Here is a 20,810-nt window from a genome sequence, read left to right as displayed (position 1 = left end):
TCGCCCAGGTCACACACGAAAGCGACCGACGAGGGAACATCGGACGACCGTCCGGTGTTCACGAGATCAGCAGGAGGTGGCTCCGCAGCCCCACGACCCGCGTCGTGGCGCGGCCGAGACCCACCGCCGCGGCGGACAACAGCCGCGGCCCCCGACAGGTGAGGAGAGAGACCATGGCGGACCGAGCACTGCGTGGCATGAAGATCGGTGCGTACTCGATGGAGTCCGAGGACGGTGTGGACTTCGCCGAGCGCCAGCGCGTGACCTACGACTGCGTGGACGGCCATACCTACACCGTCCCGTTCTCCATGGAGGCCGAGATCCCGGCCCTGTGGGACTGCCCGACCTGCGGCAAGGAGTCCCTGCGCCGGGACACCGAGCGGCCGGAGCCCGTCAAGCCCGCCCGCAAGGTCCGCACCCACTGGGACATGCTCCTCGAGCGCCGCTCGGTCGAGGAGCTCGAGGTCCTGCTCGAGGAGCGGCTCGCGCTCCTGCGCAGCGGTCAGCTGCGCCGCCGCAGCGCCTGACCGAGCGGGAGACGACCCGGATCGCGGCCCCGGGCACCCACGCGGTGCCCGGGGCCGCGCGCTGTCGGTGGGGGTCGATACCGTGCCTCCCGCACGCCCGAGCACCACCACGTCTGATCCACCGCGCATGACCACCGCGTGTGAGCACCACCCCGCCCGAGCACGACCGTTGCGGAGCACGTCGAGAATCCACTGGCGCCCACCGGGGCACGGGCGTCTAAGGTAGGCCGGCTCGTGACGGCGGCCCGGCGCGGGACCCCGGCCCCGCGCATGAGGTCCCGACCGCGAGCCCGGCACTCGTTCCTGTCTCTCGAACCCCGATCCACCACCGCCGACCGACCGAAAGCAGTCCTCATGCTCTGGAAGCTCGTCCGGACCTACGGTCGCCCGTACCTCGGCCTCGTGGTCGCCGTCCTCGTGCTGCAGCTGGCCGCCACGATCGCCACTCTCTACCTGCCCAGCCTCAACGCCGACATCATCGACCACGGGATCGCCACCGGGGACACCGCCTACATCTGGCGCGTGGGCGCCCTCATGCTCGGCGTCGCTCTCGTCCAGCTCGTCACCGCCGTGGCGGCCGTCTGGTTCGGCGCCCGCATGTCGATGGCGCTCGGCCGCGACCTGCGACGCGCGGTCTACACGCGCGTCGACGCCTTCTCCGCCGAGGAGATGGGCCGGTTCGGTGCACCGACCCTCATCACCCGGGGCACGAACGACGTCCAGCAGGTCCAGATGGTCGTGCTCATGGCGCTCAACTTCATGGTGATGGTGCCCATCATGTCGATCGGCGGCATCGTCATGGCCATCCAGGAGGACCCCGGCCTGTCCTGGCTCGTGTGGGTCTCGGTCCCCGTCCTGCTCGTGGTCGTCGGGGTCCTCGTGGTGAGGCTGATGCCGCTGTTCGAGCGCATGCAGTCCAACATCGACGACGTCAACGGCGTCATGCGTGAGCAGATCATGGGGATCCGGGTCGTGCGCGCCTTCGTCCGCGAGCGGCACGAGACCGAGCGGTTCACCGGCGCCAACGCGACCCTCACCCGCACCTCGGTGCACATCGGCCGGCTGTTCGTCCTCATGGGGCCGGTCATCACCCTCGTCCTGCACCTGGCCACGGCGGCCGTGCTGTGGTTCGGCGGCATCCGGGTCGACGAGGGCCTCGTCCAGGTCGGCGCCCTGACGGCGTTCATGCAGTACCTCCTGCAGATCCTCATGGCCGTGATGATGGGCACCTTCATGTTCATGATGTTCCCGCGCGCCATCATCTGCGCGCGGCGCATCGGCGAGGTGCTCGAGGCCCGAGGCTCCGTCACCGAGCCAGAGGCACCCCTCGAGCCGAGCGACCCGGACGGCACCGTCGAGCTGCGCGGCGTGACCTTCGCCTACCCCGGCGCCGACGCCCCGGTCGTCGACGACGTCACCTTCACCGCGCGCGCCGGCACCACGACGGCGATCATCGGCTCGACCGGGTCGGGGAAGTCCACGCTCATCAATCTCGTGCCCCGCCTCTACGACGCGACGGCGGGGGAGATCCTCGTCGACGGCCTACCCGTGGACCGGCTCTCCCGCTCCTCGCTCACGCGGGCCGTGGGGCTCGTGCCGCAGAAGCCGTACCTGTTCTCCGGCACGGTCGCCGACAACCTCCGGTTCGGGAACCCGGACGCCACCGACGAACAGCTGTGGGCGGCGCTCGACACCGCCCAGGCCACCGAGTTCGTCCGTGACCGGACCACGGGCGAGGGCGACGATGCCCGCACCGGCCTGGAGTCCAACGTCTCGCAGGGCGGGACGAACGTCTCCGGCGGTCAGCGGCAGCGCCTGTGCATCGCCCGTGCCCTCGTGGCACGCCCCCGGGTCTACCTGTTCGACGACTCGTTCTCCGCCCTCGACGTGACGACGGATGCCCGGCTGCGGTCGGCCCTGCGCCGGTACACGGACGGGGCGACGACGATCGTCGTCGCGCAGCGCGTGTCGACCATCACGGGTGCCGACCTCATCCTCGTCATGGAGGAGGGCCGCATCGTCGCCCGCGGTACCCACGACGAGCTCCTCGAGAGCTCCGAGACCTACCGGGAGATCGTGGCCTCGCAGATCAGTGCGGAGGAGCTGGTATGAGCACGGAGCACGAGCTCTCCGAGCAGGAGATCGCCGAGCTGCAGGACAGCGTCGGTGCGGGTGAGTGGGGCGAGGGCTCCGCGCCCCGGAAGGCCAAGCGCTTCTGGCCCTCGCTGGGCCGGCTGTTCGCCACGCTCGCCGACCACAAGCTCGGCGTGGCCGCCGTCTTCCTGGCCGGCGCGATCTCGACCGTGCTCACCGTCTGGGCGCCGACGATCCTCGGCGACGCCATGGACGTCATCTTCGACGGGGTCCTGTCCGGCACCGGTGTCGACTTCACCGAGCTCGGCCGCCTCCTGCTGGTCGTGCTCGGCATGTACGCGGCCGCGGCCCTGTTCGACTGGCTCCAGGGATTCGTCCTCAACGAGATCGTCATGCGGGTCGTCTACCGGCTCCGCGAGGCGATCGAGACCAAGGTCAACCGCCTGCCGCTGAGCTACTTCGACACCCGGCAGCGCGGGGACCTGCTCTCCCGCACGACGAACGACGTCGACAACGTCCAGGCCGCCATGCAGCAGGCCTTCGCGTCGCTCTTCTACGCGCTCATGACGATCATCGGCATCACCATCATGATGTTCGTGCTGTCGTGGCAGCTCGCGCTCATCGCGCTCACCGCCCTGCCGATCGCCGGGATCGTCGTCGGCGTGGTGGGGTCGCGGTCGCAGCAGCTCTTCACCGCGCAGTGGCGCCACACGGGGCGCGTCAACGGCCACATCGAGGAGTCGTTCACGGGGCACGACCTGGTGACGGTGTTCGGGCGCCAGGACAGCATGCGCGAACGGTTCGACGAGCGGAACGAGGAGCTCTTCGAGGCGTCGTTCAAGGCGCAGTTCTACTCCGGCGTCATCATGCCCGTCATGCAGTGGGTGACGTACCTGGGGTACGTCGGCATCGCCGTCGTCGGTGGCCTGCGGGTGGCGAACGGCCAGATGTCGCTCGGCCAGGTCACCGCCTTCATCCAGTACTCGCGCGAGTTCAACGCGCCGCTGGGCGAGATGGCCGGCATGGCGAACATGCTCATCTCCGGCGTCGCGTCGGCCGAACGGATCTTCGAGCTGCTCGACGCCGACGAGCAGGAGCCCGACCTCGCCGAGTCCGCCGGGCGCGGCACGCTCGACCCGGCCGGCCCGCAGCCCGGGCGCCTCGCGCAGCCGGTACGGGGCATGGTCGAGTTCGACCGCGTCGCCTTCTCCTACACCCCCGACCAGCCGCTCATCACTGACCTCTCGCTCACGGCGCTGCCCGGGCGGACGGTGGCGATCGTCGGGCCGACCGGGGCCGGCAAGACCACGCTGGTCAACCTCGTCATGCGCTTCTACGACATCGACGCCGGCCAGATCCGGCTCGACGGCGTCGACACGGCGACCCTCGAGCGGAGCGTGCTGCGCAGCCAGGTCGGCATGGTGCTCCAGGACGCCGTGCTCTTCGGCGGGACGATCATGGAGAACATCCGGTACGGCCGTCTCGACGCGACCGACGACGAGGTGCGGGCGGCCGCGACGGCGACCTACGTCGACCGCTTCGTCCACACCCTGCCGGACGGCTACGACACCGCGATCGAGGACGAGGGCGCCAACATCTCCGCCGGGGAGCGGCAGCTCATCACCATCGCCCGGGCGTTCCTCGCCGACCCGCCGATCCTCATCCTCGACGAGGCGACCTCGTCGGTCGACACGAGGACCGAGGTGCTCGTGCAGCAGGCCATGGGCGCGCTGCGCACGGACCGGACCTCGTTCGTCATCGCGCACCGGCTGTCGACGATCCGCGACGCCGACACGATCCTCGTCATGGAGCACGGCGACATCGTCGAGCAGGGCGACCACGAGGAGCTGCTCGAGGCGGGCGGTGCCTACCACCGCCTCTACCGCTCGCAGTTCTCCCAGGGGGTCGACCCCGACGCCGACGAGGCGGTGGTCGAGGGCGCGGCACCGGTCGGTGGCGCGGGTGCGCCGGCCGGCCCCGTCCCCGGTGACGGCCCCGCCGACGCAGTGCCGCCGTCGGACTGAGACCGGGGCGCCCCGGGCCCCGCCGGGACGTCCGACCCCGCGTGTAACGTGTGCCGGCGCACCCGGGCGCGCTCCGAACGACCACGCCCGCTCCACCTCGGCACCGACGAAGAAGGACCCCATGGCCAGCACGCCGGCACCTCGTCCGGGCGGACACCCCGCCGACAGCCACGACCTCGTCCGGGTGCGCGGCGCACGCGTCAACAACCTCAAGGACGTCTCGCTCGACATCCCCAAACGGCGGCTCACCGTGTTCACCGGGGTCTCGGGCTCCGGCAAGAGCTCGCTCGTGTTCGACACGATCGCCGCCGAGTCGCAGCGGATGATCAACGAGACCTACTCCGCGTTCGTCCAGGGCTTCATGCCCCGGCTCGACCGGCCCGAGGTCGACACGCTCGACGGCCTGACCACCGCGATCATCGTCGGCCAGGAGCGCCTCGCCGCCAGCATCCGCTCCACGCTCGGCACGGTCAGCGACGTCAACGCCGTGCTGCGCATCCTGTTCAGCCGGTTCGGCACTCCGCACATCGGCTCGCCCCAGGCCTACTCCTTCAACGTGCCCTCCGCCACCGGCACCGGCGCCCTCACCGTGGACAAGGGAGATCGTACGCGGGCCGAGAAGGCGACCTTCACCATCGTCGGCGGCATGTGCCCCCGCTGCGAGGGGACCGGGTCCGTCTCGGACATCGACCTCACCGCGGTGATCGACGAGGACCTGTCGTTCACCGACGGTGCCGTCCTCGTCCCCGGCTACAAGGCCGACGGCTGGTACGCGAAGCTGTTCGGCGCGGTCATCCCGCTGGACGTGCCGATCAAGGACCTGTCGAAGAACCAGCGTCACGACCTGCTCTACGCCGAGCCGCGCAAGATCAGGGCCGAGGGCATGAACATCACGTACGAGGGGCTGATCCCCCGGATCGAGAAGTCGATGCTCAGCAAGGACCGCGACTCGCTGCAGCCGCACCTGCGCCGCTTCGTCGACCGGGCCGTCACGTTCGGCACCTGCCCCGAGTGCGCCGGCACCCGCCTGGCCGAGGGCGCCCGCACCTCGACGATCGACGGCGTCTCGATCGCCGACGCCTGCGCGATGCAGATCTCCGACCTCCTGGTGTGGACCCGCGGCCTCGAGCTGACCGGCGCCGGACCCCTGCTCGAGAACCTGGCGGACACGCTCGCCGCGTTCGTCGAGATCGGGCTCGGCTACCTCTCGCTCGACCGGCCCTCCGGGACGCTGTCCGGCGGCGAGGCGCAGCGCACGAAGATGATCCGGCACCTGGGCTCGGCCCTCACCGACGTCACCTACGTCTTCGACGAGCCGACGATCGGGCTGCACCCCCACGACATCCGGCAGATGAACGACCTGCTCGGGCGCCTGCGGGACAAGGGCAACACCGTCCTCGTCGTCGAGCACAAGCCGGAGACCGTCGCGGTGGCCGACCACGTCGTCGACATCGGCCCGCGGGCCGGCTCCGCCGGGGGAGAGGTCGTCTTCGAGGGCACGGTCGCGGAGCTCCGGGCGTCGGGCACCCTGACCGGTCGGCACCTCGACGACCGCGCACGCCTGAAGGACCCGGTCCGCAAGTCGAAGGGCAGCATGGAGATCCGCGGGGCGGACAGCCACAACCTGCGGTCGGTCGACGTCGACGTGCCGCTCGGCGTGCTCGTCGCCGTCACCGGCGTGGCCGGCTCGGGCAAGAGCTCGCTCGTCCACGGCTCGCTCGCCGGTCGCGAGGGTGTGGTCGTGGTGGACCAGAGCCCGATCAAGGGTTCGCGACGCTCCAACCCCGCCACCTTCACCGGCGCGCTCGAGCCCCTGCGCAAGGCCTTCGCCAAGGCCAACGGCGTCAAGCCCGCGCTGTTCAGCGCGAACTCCGAGGGCGCCTGCCCGGCCTGCAACGGCGCGGGCCTCATCTTCACGGAGCTGGGCTTCATGGACACCGTCTCGACCACCTGCGAGGAGTGCGGCGGCCGCCGCTACCGCCCGGAGGTCCTCGAGCTCACCCTCGGCGGCCACTCGATCGCCGACGTCCTGGAGATGCCGGTGGTGGCCGCCCTCGAGCTGCTCTCCGCCGGCGAGGCGAAGGTCCCGGCCGCGGCGAAGATCCTCGACCGGCTCGTCGGCGTCGGGCTCGGCTACCTCACCCTCGGACAGCCACTGACCACGCTCTCGGGCGGGGAGCGGCAGCGCCTCAAGCTGGCGGTCCGGATGGGGGAGCCGGCCGACGTCTACATCCTCGACGAGCCCACCACCGGGCTGCACCTGGCGGACGTCGAGCAGATGCTCGCGCTGCTCGACTCGCTCGTGGAGTCCGGACGGTCGGTCGTCGTCATCGAGCACCACCAGGCCGTGATGGCGCACGCCGACTGGATCATCGACCTCGGCCCCGGGGCCGGGCACGACGGTGGCCGAGTGGTCTTCGAGGGCACGCCGGCCGAGCTCGTGGCCGCGCGGTCCACCCTCACGGGCGAGCACCTTGCGGAGTACGTGGGCGCCTGAGCGCGGCGGGGCCGAGGCAAGGGGACGTGACGAGGCACGGAGGCGGACCCAGGCAGGCGCGCGGGAGCCCAGGACACGCGCATACCGCGGAATATTGACGACCGTCACGAGGACGCCGTACGCTGCCGGGGTCGTTGCAGTGCCGCACACGAACCTCCGGAGGTCCATCATGGATCGGTCCCCCCGACCCGCCCGCCGCACCGTCGTCCTCGGAGCAGGACTGACGTCCATGGCTCTGCTCGCCGCCTGCGGAGGCGGCAGCCTCGGCGGCGGCGACGACGACGAGGCAGGGGAGGACGGGGCCACCTCGATCACCGTCGGACTGTCCTACCCGCAGTCCGGCGTCTACGCGCCGCTCGGCGAGGACATCAACCAGGGTTTCCAGCTCTACCTCGACCAGAACGACGGTCAGCTCGGTGGGCTCGACGTCGAGCTCGTCACCGCGGACGAGGGGGAGGGGCCGCAGACCGGTGTGCCCGCCACCGAGCGGCTCGTCACGCAGGACGGGGCCGACGTGGTCGTGGGCATCGTCAGCTCCGCGGTCGCGCTCGGCCTCCAGGACGCGTTCATCCAGGCCGAGGTGCCGCTCATCCTCGCGAACGCCGGGGCGAACGACATCACCGCCGAGGGCTCCGACTACATCTGGCGCAGCTCCTACCGCAACGGCGACGTCAGCGGCGCCATCGGCGAGCACGTCGTCGAGGCCGTCGGGGACGGCTCCGTCTACCTCATCGCGGCGGACTACGCAGCCGGCCAGGAGCACGTCGCGGGCTTCCGGGAGGCCTTCGAGGCCGCCGGGGGCACCGTCGCGGGCGAGACCTACACGCCGTTCGGGACCACGAGCGACTTCCAGCCCTACCTCAGCGAGATCCAGGCGTCGGACGCATCGGCGGTGTTCGCCTTCTACGCGGGGGCCGAGGCCGCGAGCTTCGTCCAGCAGTACGACCAGTTCGGTCTCTCGGAGGACATCCAGCTCTACGGCAACGGCTTCATCGTCGAGGGCGACCTGCTCGAGGCGCAGGGCGAGTCCGCACTGGGGATCCAGACCTCGCTGCCGTACAGCGCCATGATCGACACCGAGCGGAACACCGAGTTCGTCGAGGCCTACGAGGAGGCGTACGGCGAGTACCCCACCATCTACGCCGTCTCCGCCTACGACGCCGCAGCGGCGGTCGACGCCGCCGCGGAGGCAGCCGAGAGCATCGACGGGCCCGGCATCGCCGCCGCGCTCGGTGAGATCGGCGAGATCGACAGCCCGCGCGGCCCGTGGAGCTTCGACGAGAACCACGACCCGCTGACCCCGTACTACATCCGTGAGGTCCAGGAGGTCGACGGCGAGCTGCGCAACGTGATCATCGCCGAGCTCGAGGGCTGAGGAACCGCGGCGTGCTCGACTGGTTCGCAGCCAACTTCACGACCCTGCTCAACGGCCTCGCGTTGGGCTCCGTCCTCTTCCTCATCGCGATCGGGCTCTCCCTGGTCTTCGGCACGATGGACGTGCTCAACCTCGCGCACGGTGCGATCTCGCTCGTGGGTGCCTACGTCGGCGTCGCCATGTTCGACGGACGCCCCTCGACCGGCACGTTCCTGCTCGCGGTCGTCGTCGCCGCGCTCGTCGGGTTCGCCGCCGGGGGACTCCTGGCGGCGATGACCGGGCCGGTGCGCAACCACCTGCGGCAGGCGCTGCTCACCCTGGGCATGGCCCTCATCGCAGCAGAGCTGCTGCGCGAGGTCTTCGGGTCGAACGTGCGCTCCGTCGCCTCGCCCGAGGCCCTCGCGGGATCCATCTCGCTGGGCGGCAGCCCGTACCCGGTCTACCGGCTGCTGATGATCGGCGTCGGCGCGGTGATCGCCGTCGCCCTGTACCTGGCCCTGGACCGCACCCGGGCGGGCGCGATCGTCCGCGCGACGGTCGCGGACCGCGGCATGGTCGAGTCCATCGGCATCCGCACCCGGGTCGTGCTCCTGCTGGTCTTCGGGGTCGGCGCGGCGCTGGCCACGGTGGGCGGGCTGCTGGCCGCGCCGATCCTCGGCGCCCAGCCGGGGCTCGACGACCAGATCCTCCTCCTCGCCCTCGTCATCGTGGTCATCGGCGGCCTGGGCTCGCTCGGCGGCGCCGTGCTGGGTGCGCTCATCGTCGGCCAGGTGCAGTCGATCGGCGTGGTTCTCGCCGGGGAGTTCGCCTCCTTCCTGCTCTTCGCCGCCATGGCGGCGGTCCTCCTGCTCAGGCCCCAGGGCCTGCTGCCCGCACGGACGGGGTCCCACGCATGACGACGACCGTCGAGACCGCCGAGGCCGTGCGCCCGAGCGCACCGACCAGGGCGCCCTCCCGCGCCTGGCTCGGCCGGCTGCTCATCGCCCTCGCCCTGCTGGCCCTGGCCCTCCTGCCGTTCTTCCTCGCCCCCTATCCGCTCGGCCTCGTCGCCAGGGCGCTGTCGTTCGCCCTGCTCGTGGTCAGCGTGGACATGCTCACCGGACTCATGGGCATGCCCTCACTGGGGCAGGTCGCCTACTTCGGCGCGGGTGCCTACGCCGCCGGCCTGGTCGGCAAGCATCTGACGACGAACGGGTTCATCCAGCTCGGGGTGGGTGTCGCCGTCGGGGCCGTGCTGGCCGCGGCGACGGGCGCCGTCGTCGTCCGCACGTCGGGAGTCTTCTTCCTCATGGTGACCCTCGCCGTCGGTGAGCTCGCGCACCGGGCGGCGGACACCGTGGCGGCTCTCGGGGGCTCCAACGGGCTCACCGGGATCCCCGCCGTCACGCTCGTCCCGGGCGGGGAGCCCCTCGTGCTGCAGGGATACGTGTACTGGTGGGTGCTCGGCGTCTTCCTGCTCGGCCTCGGCGCAGCGGTGCTCGTCTCCTCCTCACCGCTGGGCCGGTCGATGCGCGGCGTGCGCGACGGCGAGACGCGTCTGCGCGCCCTCGGTCAGTCGACCTACCCCACCAAGCTGATCGCGTACACGATCGCGGGCGGCATCGCCGGCGCGGCCGGCACGGCCTGGGTGGCCCAGACGCGGTTCATGTCGCCCGGCGACATGGGGTTCGACGTCTCGGCGTTCGCCCTCCTCGCGGTCGTCGTCGGAGGGGCGGGCGTCCTGTGGGGACCGGTCCTCGGTGCGGGCCTCGTCATCTTCGTGCGGGACTGGCTGGGCGGCTACTTCGACGGCCGGGGCACGCTCCTGCTCGGCATCGCCTTCGTCGCCGCCGTGTACCTGCTGCCCCGGGGCATCGCCGGGATCCGGGCCCGGTGGCCCCTGGGACTGCTGCCCGACCGACAACGATCCACGACGAGGGGACGGGGGACCGAGCAGTGAGCCCACCCACCGACGCCGCGATCCTGCGCACGCACGACCTCACGCTGCGCTACGGCTCGCTGACGGCCGTCGACTCCGTGACGCTCGAGATCGCGCGCGGCGCCCGCCACGCCCTCATCGGCCCGAACGGGGCCGGCAAGTCCAGCCTCTTCGCCGTGCTCGCGGGCCGCACCCGCGCGACGTCGGGCACCGTGCACCTCGAGGGGCAGGACATCACCCAGCTCGGCGAGGCGCGCCGCGCCCGCGCCGGACTGGTCCGGACGTTCCAGCACTCGAGCCTGTTCCTCGGGATGAGCGTGCTCGACAACGTGTGGGCCGCCGTCGAACGCTCCTCTGGTTCTCCCGTGCGGGCGTGGCCGAGCCCGCGCCGCGACCGCGCGATCCGCGACGCCGCGATGACGCACCTGGAGAACGTCGGCCTCGCCGACCGGCACGCCGCCCTGTGCGGGGCGCTCTCCCACGGCGAACGCCGTCAGGTGGAGGTCGCGATGGTGCTCGCCTGCGACCCGCGGCTCATCCTCCTCGACGAGCCGACGGCAGGCATGTCGGTCGCGGAGACCGAGCTCTTCGCCTCCCTCGTGGAGTCCCTGCCGCGCACCGTGACCGTCGTCGTCGTCGAGCACGACCTCGACGTCGTCTTCCGGCTCGCCGAGCGGGTGAGCGTGCTCGCCGCCGGGCGCCTCATCGCGGACGGATCGCCGGAGGCCGTGCGGGCGGACGACGCGGTGCAGGAGGCCTACCTCGGCCGGTCCGCGGGCACCGAGCTGTTCGAGGTGTCCTCGTGACCGCGCCGCCGCTGCTCGAGGTGAGCGCTCTGGTCTCCGGGTACGACGGCAGCCGGGTCCTGCAGGGCATCGACCTCGCCGTGACGGCGGGGGAGTCGGTCGCCGTGCTGGGCCGCAACGGCGCCGGCAAGACGACCCTCATCGAGACGATGATGGGGCTCGTGCGAGCGAGCGCGGGCACGGTCCGGATCGACGGGAGGGACGTCACCCACCGCCCGACCAGCGCCCGGTCGCGGGCGGGACTGGCGATCGTGCCGCAGGGCCGGCGGGTGTTCGCGCCGCTGACCGTGCACGAGACGCTGCAGATCTCCCACCGGCGGTCGGGCGACTGGACCCCCGAGCGGGTCTACGAGCTCATGCCGCGACTCGCCGAACGTCGGACGAACCTCGGCTCGCAGCTCTCGGGCGGCGAGCAGCAGATGCTCGCCATCGGACGGGCCCTGCTGGGCTCCCCCCGCGTCCTGCTGCTCGACGAGCCCTCGGACGGGCTCGCGCCTGCCGTCGTCGACCAGGTGCGGGAGATCCTCGAGGGCCTGACCTCCGGCGGTCTAGCGACGGTCGTCGTCGAGCAGGACCTTCGCCTGGCGTTCGCCGTCGCGGACCGGGTCGCGGTCATGCGCAAGGGAGTCGTCGTGCACGAGAGCACCGTGGCGGAGTTCCGGCGCGACGAGGCGGCCGCGCGGAGCCTCCTCGGGGTGGGCTGATGGCGACGACGCGCGGTACCGGCTCAGGGGCCGGACATGCGGGCGGGACCCGCGCGGGCGCCGGTTCCGGGAGCGGGGCCGGCGCCGGCGGCGGCGGCCACGACGGCAGGCTCGCCCCGCTCATCCTCACGATCTTCGGCCTGTACGCGCGGCGCGAGGACAACTGGATCTCGGTGGCCTCGGTCGTGTCGCTGATGGCCGATCTCGACGTCGACGGGCTCGCGGTACGGTCCTCGATCTCGCGGCTCAAGCGACGCGGCGTGCTGCGGAGCGAGCGGCGCGGGGGCGCCGCCGGGTACGCCCTGAGCGAGGACGCGCTCGGGCTCGTCGCCGAGGGTGACCGGCGCATCTTCGACCGGCGTCGGGCCACCGAGGAGGACGGGTGGCTGCTCGTGGTGTTCTCGGTACCGGAGTCGCACCGGGCGCGTCGCCACGAGCTGAGGTCGCACCTCACCCGGCTCGGCCTGGGCACGATCGCCCCCGGCTTCTGGGTGGCGCCGGCCAACCTCGAGGACGAGGTACGGCACACCCTCGAGCGGCACGGCCTGCACACCTACGTCAACCTGTTCCGCGGGGAGCACCTCGCCTACGGCGACCTGCGGGAGCGGGTGGCCCGGTGGTGGGAGCTGGGCGAGCTGGGTGCCCTGTACTCGGAGTTCCTCGCGCGCCACGACCAGGACCGCGTGCTCGCCGAGTCCGGACGGTCGTCCGCCCGCGACCACTTCCGCGCCTACGTCCCGATGCTCACGCGATGGCGGCGGCTGCCGTACCGCGATCCCGGCCTGCCGCTCACCCTGCTGCCGGAGAACTGGCCGGGGGAGTCGGCCAGGGCCCTGTTCGAGAGGCTGGACGCCGTCATGCGCCCGCGCGCCGAGGAGCACGCGCTGAGCGTCATCCACGATCCCCGCCGGGGCGAGCCCGGCTGAGGGCACACCGGAGGCGGGGCGGGCGAGGCACGTCGTCCGAGACCAGGGCTCCGGGCTCCGGGACCACTGTCCCGTCCCGGGCTCCTCCTCAGCCGTCCGCCGCGCGAGAGCCCAGCGCGGCGACGACGTCCTCGGGCCACGGCCTGGCGGACGGCGAGCCGACCGGCACGTGGGCCACGACGACGATGCCGCTGGCCGCGCGGGCCCGCGGCTGGTCACGGAACGGCTCGCCCCACACCTCGAACCGGTACGTCATCGACGTGCGTCCCATCCGCTCGACCGTCACCACCGTGGTGGTGGGCTGGTCGAAGTAGAGCTTGGCCTCGAAGTCGATCTCCTGCCGCACCCGGGGGGTGACCCCGAAGTAGTCGGTCAGCCCGTGGTCGCGGACGAGCGCGGCCTCGGCGGCCTCGAACAGCCGCATGACGGTGCTGTTGTGGTAGTGCCCGGAGGCGTCGGTCTCCGCCCAGGCCACGGTCCGTTCGTAGCTGATCGACGCTCCCACCGTTCCTCCTTCTCCTCGGCGACCCGCGCGGGCGCTCACGCGCGGCTCGGCGACCTCGGCGCCCATCGTCGGTGGGTCCCGGCGTCGCTGTCCTGGTCGCGCAGCAGCGACAGCCGCGGACGGACGGCGTCGGTCCGCGCGGTCGGCGGCCTGCGGCGCCCGGCCCGGAACTGCGGCGGCCAGGTGACCGCCGGCCCGGTGTACTCCTGCTCGGCCGCGGCGTGGAGCGTCCACTGCGGGTCGTAGAGATGCGTCCGACCCAGCGCGCACAGGTCGGCACGGCCGGCGAGCAGGATGGAGTTCACGTCGTCGTAGGAGGAGATCGCGCCCACCGCGATGACGGTGGCGCCCGCCGGCGCCGCCACCTCGTTGCGGATGCGGTCCGCGAACGGCGTCTGGTAGCTGCGCCCGAACCGCGGCCGCTCCTCCTTGGCCACCTGGCCGCTGGAGACGTCGATCCCGTCCACGCCGTGCGCGATCAGCGCCCGGGCGATCGTGACGGCGTCGTCGTCGGTGTTGCCGTCCGGCAGCCAGTCGACGGCGGAGATGCGCGCGAGCAGCGGACGGTCGGCGGGCCAGGCGCTGCGGACCGCGTCGACGACCTCGAGCGGGTAGCGCAGCCGGTTCTCGAGGCTGCCGCCGTAGGAGTCGGTGCGTCGGTTCGACACCGGGGAGAGGAACGAGGACAGGAGGTAGCCGTGGGCGAGGTGGACCTCGACGAGGTCGAACCCGGCCTCGGCGGCTCGGCGCGTCGCCGCGACGAAGTCCTCGCGGATCTCGTCCATCTCGGCGCGGGTGATCTCCCGGGGGGCGGCGTTGCCCGGGCCGTACGGGATCGGGGAGGGGGCCACGGTCTCCCAGTTGTGCGACTCGAGCGGCTCGTCGATGCCCTCCCACATCAGCCGGGTCGAGCCCTTGCGGCCGGAGTGGCCCAGCTGCACGCCGATCGCGGCCCGGCTGTGCGCGTGCACGTAGTCGACGACCCGCCCCCACGCGTCACGCTGGGCGTCCGTGTAGAGCCCGGTGCACCCGGGCGTGATCCGTCCGTCCGCCGAGGTGCAGACCATCTCCGTCATCACGAGGCCGGCCCCGCCCATGGCCTTCGACCCGAGGTGGACGAGGTGGAGGTCCTGGGGCACGCCGTCGACGGCGGAGTACATGTCCATCGCCGAGACGACGATCCGGTTGCGCAGCTCGAGGGACCCGATGCGGTGGGGCTGGAACATGGCCGGCACGACCTCCGTCGCCCCGACCCGCTCGGCGAACGCCGCGTCGATCCGGTGCGCGAAGTCCGGGTCGCGGAGCTCGAGGTTGGCCTGGGTGATGCGCCGGGAGCGGGTGAGCAGGTTGAAGGCGAACTGGTCCGGGTCCTGCCCGACGTACCGGTGGATCGACTCGAACCAGCCGCGCGAGGCCTCGGCGGCCCGCTGCGTGGACTCCACGACCGGGCGCCGCTCCTCCTCGTACGCGGCGAGCGCGGTGGGGAGGTCGGCGTTCTCGTGCAGGCACGCGGCCAGCGCGAGGGAGTCCTCCATCGCCAGCTTGGTGCCGGAGCCGATGGAGAAGTGTGCGGTGTGCGCGGCGTCCCCCAGGAGGATGACGTTCTCGTGCCGCCAGGACTCGTTGCGCACGGTGGGGAAGCTGATCCACCTGGAGTTGTTGGCGAGCACCTGGTGGCCGCCGAGGTCCTCGCCGAAGATCTCCCGGATCCGGGCGATCGCGTGCTCGTCGCTCTCGCCCGGCTTCAGGACGGCGTCCTCGGTCACGTCGAAGCCTGCTCGGCGCCACGTGGTCTCGTCCATCTCGACGATGAAGGTCGAGCGGTCCGCGGAGTAGGGGTAGCCGTGGATCTGCATGACGCCCCACGGCGTCTCCCTGATGATGAACGTGAACGCCTCGAAGACCTTGTCGGTGCCCAACCAGATGAACTTCGAGCGGCCCGTGTGCACGTCCGGACCGAACGAGGAGGTGTAGCGCCCACGGACCGCCGAGTTCACGCCGTCGGCCGCGAGCACGAGGTCGTTGGCCGCGGCGAGCTCCGCCACGTCCGGCGCCGTCGTGCTGAAGCGGACGTCGACGTCGAGGTCCGCGCACCGCTGCTGCAGGAGCCGGAGCAGCTCCTTGCGCCCCATCGCCGCGAAGCCCTGTCCGCCGACGGTGACGACCTCGCCGCGGTAGTGCACGTCGATGTCGCTCCAGTGGGCGAACTGGCTGGTCATCGCCGCCGCCACCGTGGGGTCGGCATTCTCGATCCCGCCCAGGGTCTCGTCGGAGAAGACGACGCCGAACCCGAACGTGTCGTCCGCCCGGTTCCGCTCGTAGACGACGACCTCGTGAGCGGCGTCGAGCTGCTTCATCAGGGCCGCGAAGTACAGTCCTCCGGGCCCACCGCCGATCACGGCGATCTTCATGGCTGACGTCCTTTCGGGGCGAGGATCAGGAACCGGAGACGGGGGCGGACGCGGGCGACGCAGGGCGCGCCGCCTGCTCCGCCAGCTCCTGGCGCAGACGGAAGTGCTGGAGCTTGCCGCTCGGGTTGCGCGGCAGGACGTCGACGAACCGCACGTCGCGCGGGTACTTGTACGGCGCGATCGTCTGCTTGACGAAGTCCTGGAGCTCACGGCGCTTGCCGTCGTCGCCGACCACACCCTCGCGCAGGACGACGAACGCGCACACCACCGTGCCGCGCGCCTCGTCGGGGCGCCCGACCACCGCGGACTCCAGGACGTCGTCGTGCCGGGAGAGCGCCGTCTCGACCTCCGGCCCGGCGATGTTGTAGCCGGAGCTGACGATCATGTCGTCCCGACGCGCCTGGTAGTGGAAGTAGCCGTCGGCGTCGCGGGAGAAGGTGTCACCGGTGACGTTCCACCCGTTGACCACGTACGCGGCCTGGCGCGGGTCGTCGAGGTAGCGGCAGCCGGTCGGGCCGATGACGGCCAGCCGGCCAGCGACGTCGGGACCGACCTCGTGACCGTCGTCGTCGAGGATCGTGGCCCGGTACCCGGGGACGGGGCGGCCGGTGGCTCCCGGCCGGATCTCCCCGACCGGGGAGGAGACGAAGATGTGCAGGAGCTCGGTCGAGCCGATGCCGTCGATCACCTCGAGCCCGGTGCGCCGCCGCATCTCCTCCCAGTCCGGGGCCGGCAGGTGCTCGCCGGCCGAGACGGCGGTGCGCACCCCGGCCAGGAGGTCCTCCCGCCCCTCGCGCAGGATCGCGCGGTAGGCCGTGGGGGCGCTGAAGATGACGGTCGCGCCGGACGCCCGGACGTGCTCCGCGAACTCCAGCGGGGCCGCCTTCTCCAGGAGCAGGGACGAGGCGCCGAAGCGCAGGGGGAACACGACGAGCGCACCGAGCCCGAAGGTGAAGGCGAACGGGGCCGTGGCGGTGAACAGGTCCTCGGGCTCCGGCCGCAGGACGTGGCGGCCGAACGTCTCCGCGTTGGCCAGGATGTCGCGGTGGAAGTGCATCGTGATCTTCGGGACGCCCGTCGTGCCCGAGGTGGGACCGAGCAGGGCGACGTCGTCCGCCGCCGTCTGGACGGCGTCGAACACGCCGTCCTTCGCCGCGCACCTGACGGTGAGGTCCTCCGGCCCGTCGCCCCCGTACCGGAGCACCGCGACGTCCGCGCCCGAGCGGGCGACGGCCGTGTCGAGATCCTCCGCGAAGCGCTCGTCGACGAGCGCGACCGAGGGCCGCGTCGCCTCGATGAGCTGGCCGATCTCCGCGGCGCGCAGCGCGTGCATGGTGGTGACGACGACGCCTCCCGCCTTGAGGACCCCGAGCCATGCAGCCACGGTCCACGGGTTGTTCGGTGAGCGCAGGACGACCCGGTTGCCCGGGACGACGCCGAGGTCCTCGGTCAGCACCTGGGCGACCTGGTCGGACCGGAGCCGCAGCTCGCCGTAGGTCCACGTCTCGCCGGCGGGTGTGCGCAGGGCGACCCGGTCCGGGCCCCATCGCTCGACCTGCCGGTCGAGGAGCTCGACGGCCGCGTTGAGTCGGTCGGGGAACTGCAGCTCGGGCAGGGTGAACTCGAAGGTCGGCCACAGCTCGCGGGGCGGGAGGTGGTCGCGCGCAAAGGTGTCGACGTGCGACGACGGGGTCAGGTCCATCCGTGCAGGGTCCTCTCAGAGGGGAGGGGCAAGGGGTGGCGCCGTCGCCGACCCTCGACCCGGGTGGGTCAGTCGGCAGGTGGGCGGACGAGGGCCTCCTGCACGACGGTCGCGACGAGCCGGCCGTCGCGGTCGAAGAAGCGTCCGGTGGCGAGGCCGCGCCCGTCCTGTGCGGAGACGGCCTCCTGGGCGTACAGGAGCCAGTCGTCGACGCGCGCGGCCCGGTGGAACCACATCGCGTGGTCGAGGCTCGCCGTGACGAGCCCGGGCTCCGCCCACGGGAGCCCGGCCGCCCTGAGGATCGGCTCGATGATCGTGTAGTCGCAGACGTAGGCGAGGGCGGCGCGGTGGAGGAGGTCGTCGTCCGGCAGGGTCTCGAACGCGCGGACCCACACGGCCTGGTGCCGCGTGCGTCCGCCCTCCACCTCGAGGTAGACGGGGCCGGGGACGTGGCGCATGTCGAAGCTGCGCCCTCGGCTCCAGTACTCCTTCGCCTCGGCGGTCATCGAGCCCGCGGCGGGCGTGCCCGGCTCGACCGGTGCCAGCACGTCGGCGGACGACGGCAGGGTCTCGGGCCCCGAGACGTCCGGGGGTGCCGGCGCGGCGACCTCCGGGCCCGCCGCCAGGACCTGGAAGGACGCCATCATGAGGAAGGCGACCTTGCCCGCCTGGATGCCGCGCACCTGCCGGGTGGAGAAGCCCCGGCCGTCGCGGGTGCGGTCGACCTCGTACCGGACGGGTCGGCCGATCTCGACGGGACGCATGAAGTAGCCGTGCATCGAGTGCAGCACGCGGCCCGGGTCGACGGACCGCATGGCGGCGAGCGACGCCTGCGCGACCATGTCCCCGCCGTACGCCTTGGGCCACGGGCACGGACCCGTCACCGCGGTCCAGGCCTCGTCGGCGCCCTCGCGCTCGGCGGCCGTCAGCTCCAGGGCGCCGAGCAGCACCGAGCTCGTCGCGCCCGTCATGGTCGGCGGTACCCCTGAAGCGACTCGTCCGGCACCTCGTCGAGGTTGATGACGATGTTGTCGGGCGTCCGTGCGGTGAGCCAGACCAGGTCCTCGGTGATCGACATGTTCGCCTCGACGTGCGGCATGTAGGGCGGGACGAACACCCAGTCGCCGGCGGTCATGTCGAGGAACTCCCGGTAGCCCTCGCCGAAGTAGATGCGGCCGTGCCCGCGCAGCACGTAGCCGCCGGTCTCGGCCTCACCGTGGTGGTGCGGGGGAGAGCGGTAGCCGGGCGCGTTCGACACCTGACCGAACCAGATCCTCGTGGCCGGGGTGTGCTGCGGCCCGACGCCGGAGACCCGGACGGCGTCGCCGGACTGCATCGTCGCGGTGTCCTCCTCACCGGCGCGGGTGACGACGGGGACGACGTCGGGACCGACCGTCGGGGCGGCATCCGTGGGTTCCGGAGATGTCATGGGTGTCCTTCCGGGTGAGACCAGCGACAGCGATGGGCTCGATCGGCATATCGTCAATCTGCCGACCGTCACGTATGCTCAATATAGCACCGGGTCCCAGCACGCGGAAGAACCCGGTCCCACCCGCTACGTGAAGGAGCAGCACATGGCCCGCCGCCGCACCGTGAACCCCTCGTCCATGGCCGACCCCTCCGGCTACGCGCACGGCATCGAGGCGGACGGCGTCGTCTACCTCGGTGGTCAGACCGCACTCGACAAGGACGGTCGGATCGTCCCGGGAGGGGTCGTCGAGCAGTTCCGCCAGGCCTTCTCGAACGTGCTCACCACGCTCGCCGAGGCCGGCGGGTCGCCCGCGGACCTCACCTCGGTCCGGCTCTACCTCACCGACGTCGACGACTACATGGCCAACGGCCGCGAGATCGGACGGATCTGGCGCGAGATGGCAGGCCGCGACTACCCGGCGATGGCCGGGCTCGGCGTCACGCGCCTGTGGCAGAAGGAGGCCGTCATCGAGATCGAGGCGGTCGCCCACCTGGGCTCGGGCAGCGACGACTGAGCGAGGCCGCGGGCCGATGCCGGAGCGGACCTCGGCCCCGCCGCGGGGCTGAGCCCGGCCGCGGGCCGGCGCGGATGCGGGCCGGCTACATCTCCTCGTGCGTGTCGGGGTCCCCGTCGAACAGGCGTCCGTCCGCGACCTCGAGCGCGCTGACGGCCTCGACCTCGTCCGGCGTGAGCGAGAAGGACCCTACGTCGAGGTTCGCCCGCTGACGCTCGGCGTGCATCGACTTCGGGATCGGCATGACGCCGCGCTCGAGGTGCCAGCGCAGGATGACCTGGGCGGCGGTGACCCCGTGCGTGTGCGCGGCCCGCTCGACGGGCTCCGCGTCGTAGGGCGCCGACGCCTTGCCGAGCGGGCTCCAGGCCTGCGTGAGGATGCCGAGCTCGCGGTGCACGTCGAGCATCCGTCGCTGGGGGAGCAGCGGGTGGCACTCGATCTGGTTGAGCACCGGCGCCTCCCCGGTCGCCGCGACGATCTCCCGCAGGTGCGCCTCGGTGTAGTTGCTCGTGCCCACGTGGTCGACGAGACCGCGCTCGCGGCACTCGAGCAGCGCCTCGTAGGCCTCGACGTAGCGGCCGACGGACGGGTTGGGCCAGTGGACGAGCATGACGTCGAGCCGGTCCAGGCCGAGCCGCTCGAGCGATCCCTCGACGGCGGCGATCGCCTTGTCACGCTCGTGCGCGCGACCGGGGATCTTGCTGGCGACCATGACCTCCGCGCGCGGCACGGAGCTGCGCGAGAGAGCCTCGCCGACCTCGGTCTCGTTGCGGTAGTTGACCGCCGTGTCGACGTAGCGGTACCCGAGGTCGAGGGCGCCCGCGATCGCGGCGATCCCGGCCTCGCCGTCGACGGACGCGGTGCCGAGGCCGACGGCGGGGACGGCGGTTCCGTCCGGGAAGGAGAACATGTCCTCGACGCTACGGGTCCCCGGCGTGTGTGGCGAGCCGGGCTCGAACTGTCGGCGGTCCCGCGCATGCAGGAGATCAGGGCTCAGAACTAGATCAGTGCATGACATGTCACGACGCGCCGTCCTCTGGAATCTAGGCTGAGACCCGGATCAAACGCCACTGACGCACGATCGTGCCGTGCTTCGCGCGGTGGCGCCGCCCCGCCGCCCGGCACGAGGACGGCCGCGGAGGATGACGCTGTTCGCCTGGTCCCGGGCCTGCCGACTTATTTTTTAGTTGAGCGAAACCCCTTGTGCTCACGCTCACGGCCTGGTCTACTCCCTTCATCCACGGTCGACGGGCGCCCTGCCCGGACGGGGGAGAGCACCCCTGGTCGGCCGTGGTGCCCCGGGGGTCGTGAGGCGGAGCTGCCGCCGTCCCCGGGG

17 protein-coding genes are annotated in these 20,810 nt (G+C 72.0%); 11 read left to right on the top strand and 6 right to left on the bottom strand.

Annotation, left to right across the window (positions count from 1 at the left end; genetic code table 11):
* Window positions 1-173 precede the first annotated feature (173 nt).
* The 10 genes from AC24HA_RS09960 to AC24HA_RS09915 all read left to right on the top strand — a co-directional run bounded on the left by AC24HA_RS09960 (window position 174) and on the right by AC24HA_RS09915 (window position 12,871).
* Window positions 174-527 carry an RNA polymerase-binding protein RbpA gene (locus tag AC24HA_RS09960; protein WP_425709448.1) on the top strand — a complete coding sequence of 118 codons (354 nt, stop codon included), beginning with the start codon at window positions 174-176 and terminating at the stop codon, window positions 525-527.
* A 354-nt stretch (window positions 528-881) separates the two neighbouring features.
* Window positions 882-2,639 (top strand): ABC transporter ATP-binding protein, encoded by a 1,758-nt coding sequence (locus tag AC24HA_RS09955; protein ID WP_425709447.1) that lies wholly within the window; start codon window positions 882-884, stop codon window positions 2,637-2,639.
* Window positions 2,636-4,645 (top strand): ABC transporter ATP-binding protein, encoded by a 2,010-nt coding sequence (locus tag AC24HA_RS09950; RefSeq protein WP_425709446.1) that lies wholly within the window; start codon window positions 2,636-2,638, stop codon window positions 4,643-4,645. Before AC24HA_RS09955 ends, AC24HA_RS09950 begins: the two co-directional genes overlap by 4 nt.
* Window positions 4,646-4,766: 121 nt before the next feature.
* Window positions 4,767-7,142 (top strand): ATP-binding cassette domain-containing protein, encoded by a 2,376-nt coding sequence (locus AC24HA_RS09945; RefSeq protein ID WP_425709445.1) that lies wholly within the window; start codon window positions 4,767-4,769, stop codon window positions 7,140-7,142.
* Window positions 7,143-7,311: 169 nt separating this feature from the next.
* On the top strand, window positions 7,312-8,517 hold the full coding sequence (locus tag AC24HA_RS09940; protein WP_425709444.1) for an ABC transporter substrate-binding protein: 1,206 nt from the start codon (window positions 7,312-7,314) through the stop codon (window positions 8,515-8,517).
* 11 nt (window positions 8,518-8,528) lie between these two features.
* Window positions 8,529-9,413: a branched-chain amino acid ABC transporter permease gene (locus AC24HA_RS09935; RefSeq protein WP_425709443.1), complete on the top strand. Its 885-nt coding sequence runs from the start codon at window positions 8,529-8,531 to the stop codon at window positions 9,411-9,413.
* The gene (locus AC24HA_RS09930) at window positions 9,410-10,456 is read left to right on the top strand and encodes a branched-chain amino acid ABC transporter permease (RefSeq protein ID WP_425709442.1); all 1,047 of its coding nucleotides are present in this window, start codon (window positions 9,410-9,412) and stop codon (window positions 10,454-10,456) included. Before AC24HA_RS09935 ends, AC24HA_RS09930 begins: the two co-directional genes overlap by 4 nt.
* Window positions 10,453-11,241: an ABC transporter ATP-binding protein gene (locus AC24HA_RS09925; protein ID WP_425709441.1), complete on the top strand. Its 789-nt coding sequence runs from the start codon at window positions 10,453-10,455 to the stop codon at window positions 11,239-11,241. Before AC24HA_RS09930 ends, AC24HA_RS09925 begins: the two co-directional genes overlap by 4 nt.
* Window positions 11,242-11,252: 11 nt before the next feature.
* Window positions 11,253-11,945, top strand: a complete 693-nt coding sequence (locus AC24HA_RS09920) for an ABC transporter ATP-binding protein (protein ID WP_463648944.1) — start codon at window positions 11,253-11,255, stop codon at window positions 11,943-11,945.
* Entirely contained in the window at window positions 11,945-12,871 is a 927-nt protein-coding gene (locus AC24HA_RS09915; RefSeq protein WP_425709439.1) for a PaaX family transcriptional regulator, read from the top strand. The genes AC24HA_RS09920 and AC24HA_RS09915 overlap by 1 nt, the downstream gene beginning before the upstream one ends.
* 88 nt (window positions 12,872-12,959) lie before the next feature.
* Here AC24HA_RS09915 and AC24HA_RS09910 read toward each other — a convergent pair whose 3' ends face one another.
* The 5 genes from AC24HA_RS09910 to AC24HA_RS09890 form a co-directional block, all read right to left on the bottom strand.
* Window positions 12,960-13,376, bottom strand: coding sequence for an acyl-CoA thioesterase (locus AC24HA_RS09910; RefSeq protein ID WP_425709438.1), 417 nt, complete (start codon window positions 13,374-13,376; stop codon window positions 12,960-12,962).
* Between the two features lie 35 nt (window positions 13,377-13,411).
* Window positions 13,412-15,787, bottom strand: a complete 2,376-nt coding sequence (locus AC24HA_RS09905; RefSeq protein WP_425709437.1) for a bifunctional salicylyl-CoA 5-hydroxylase/oxidoreductase — start codon at window positions 15,785-15,787, stop codon at window positions 13,412-13,414.
* A gap of 25 nt (window positions 15,788-15,812) precedes the next feature.
* Window positions 15,813-17,489: an AMP-binding protein gene (locus AC24HA_RS09900; RefSeq protein WP_425709436.1), complete on the bottom strand. Its 1,677-nt coding sequence runs from the start codon at window positions 17,487-17,489 to the stop codon at window positions 15,813-15,815.
* Window positions 17,490-17,557: 68 nt separating this feature from the next.
* Window positions 17,558-18,460, bottom strand: coding sequence for an acyl-CoA thioesterase (locus AC24HA_RS09895; protein ID WP_425709435.1), 903 nt, complete (start codon window positions 18,458-18,460; stop codon window positions 17,558-17,560).
* A complete protein-coding gene (locus tag AC24HA_RS09890; RefSeq protein WP_425709434.1) occupies window positions 18,457-18,918 on the bottom strand; it encodes a cupin domain-containing protein in 462 nt (153 codons plus the stop codon). Before AC24HA_RS09890 ends, AC24HA_RS09895 begins: the two co-directional genes overlap by 4 nt.
* A gap of 145 nt (window positions 18,919-19,063) precedes the next feature.
* Here AC24HA_RS09890 and AC24HA_RS09885 point away from each other — a divergent pair, with 145 nt between their 5' ends.
* Window positions 19,064-19,474: a RidA family protein gene (locus AC24HA_RS09885; protein WP_425709433.1), complete on the top strand. Its 411-nt coding sequence runs from the start codon at window positions 19,064-19,066 to the stop codon at window positions 19,472-19,474.
* 85 nt (window positions 19,475-19,559) lie between these two features.
* Here the strand turns inward: AC24HA_RS09885 and AC24HA_RS09880 are convergent, their stop codons facing one another.
* Entirely contained in the window at window positions 19,560-20,384 is an 825-nt protein-coding gene (locus AC24HA_RS09880) for an aldo/keto reductase (protein WP_425709432.1), read from the bottom strand.
* Between the last annotated feature and the right edge of the window lie 426 nt (window positions 20,385-20,810).

The organism is Georgenia sp. Z1491 (genome assembly GCF_057652395.1).
This window is presented reverse-complemented; position numbering and strand designations above follow the sequence as displayed.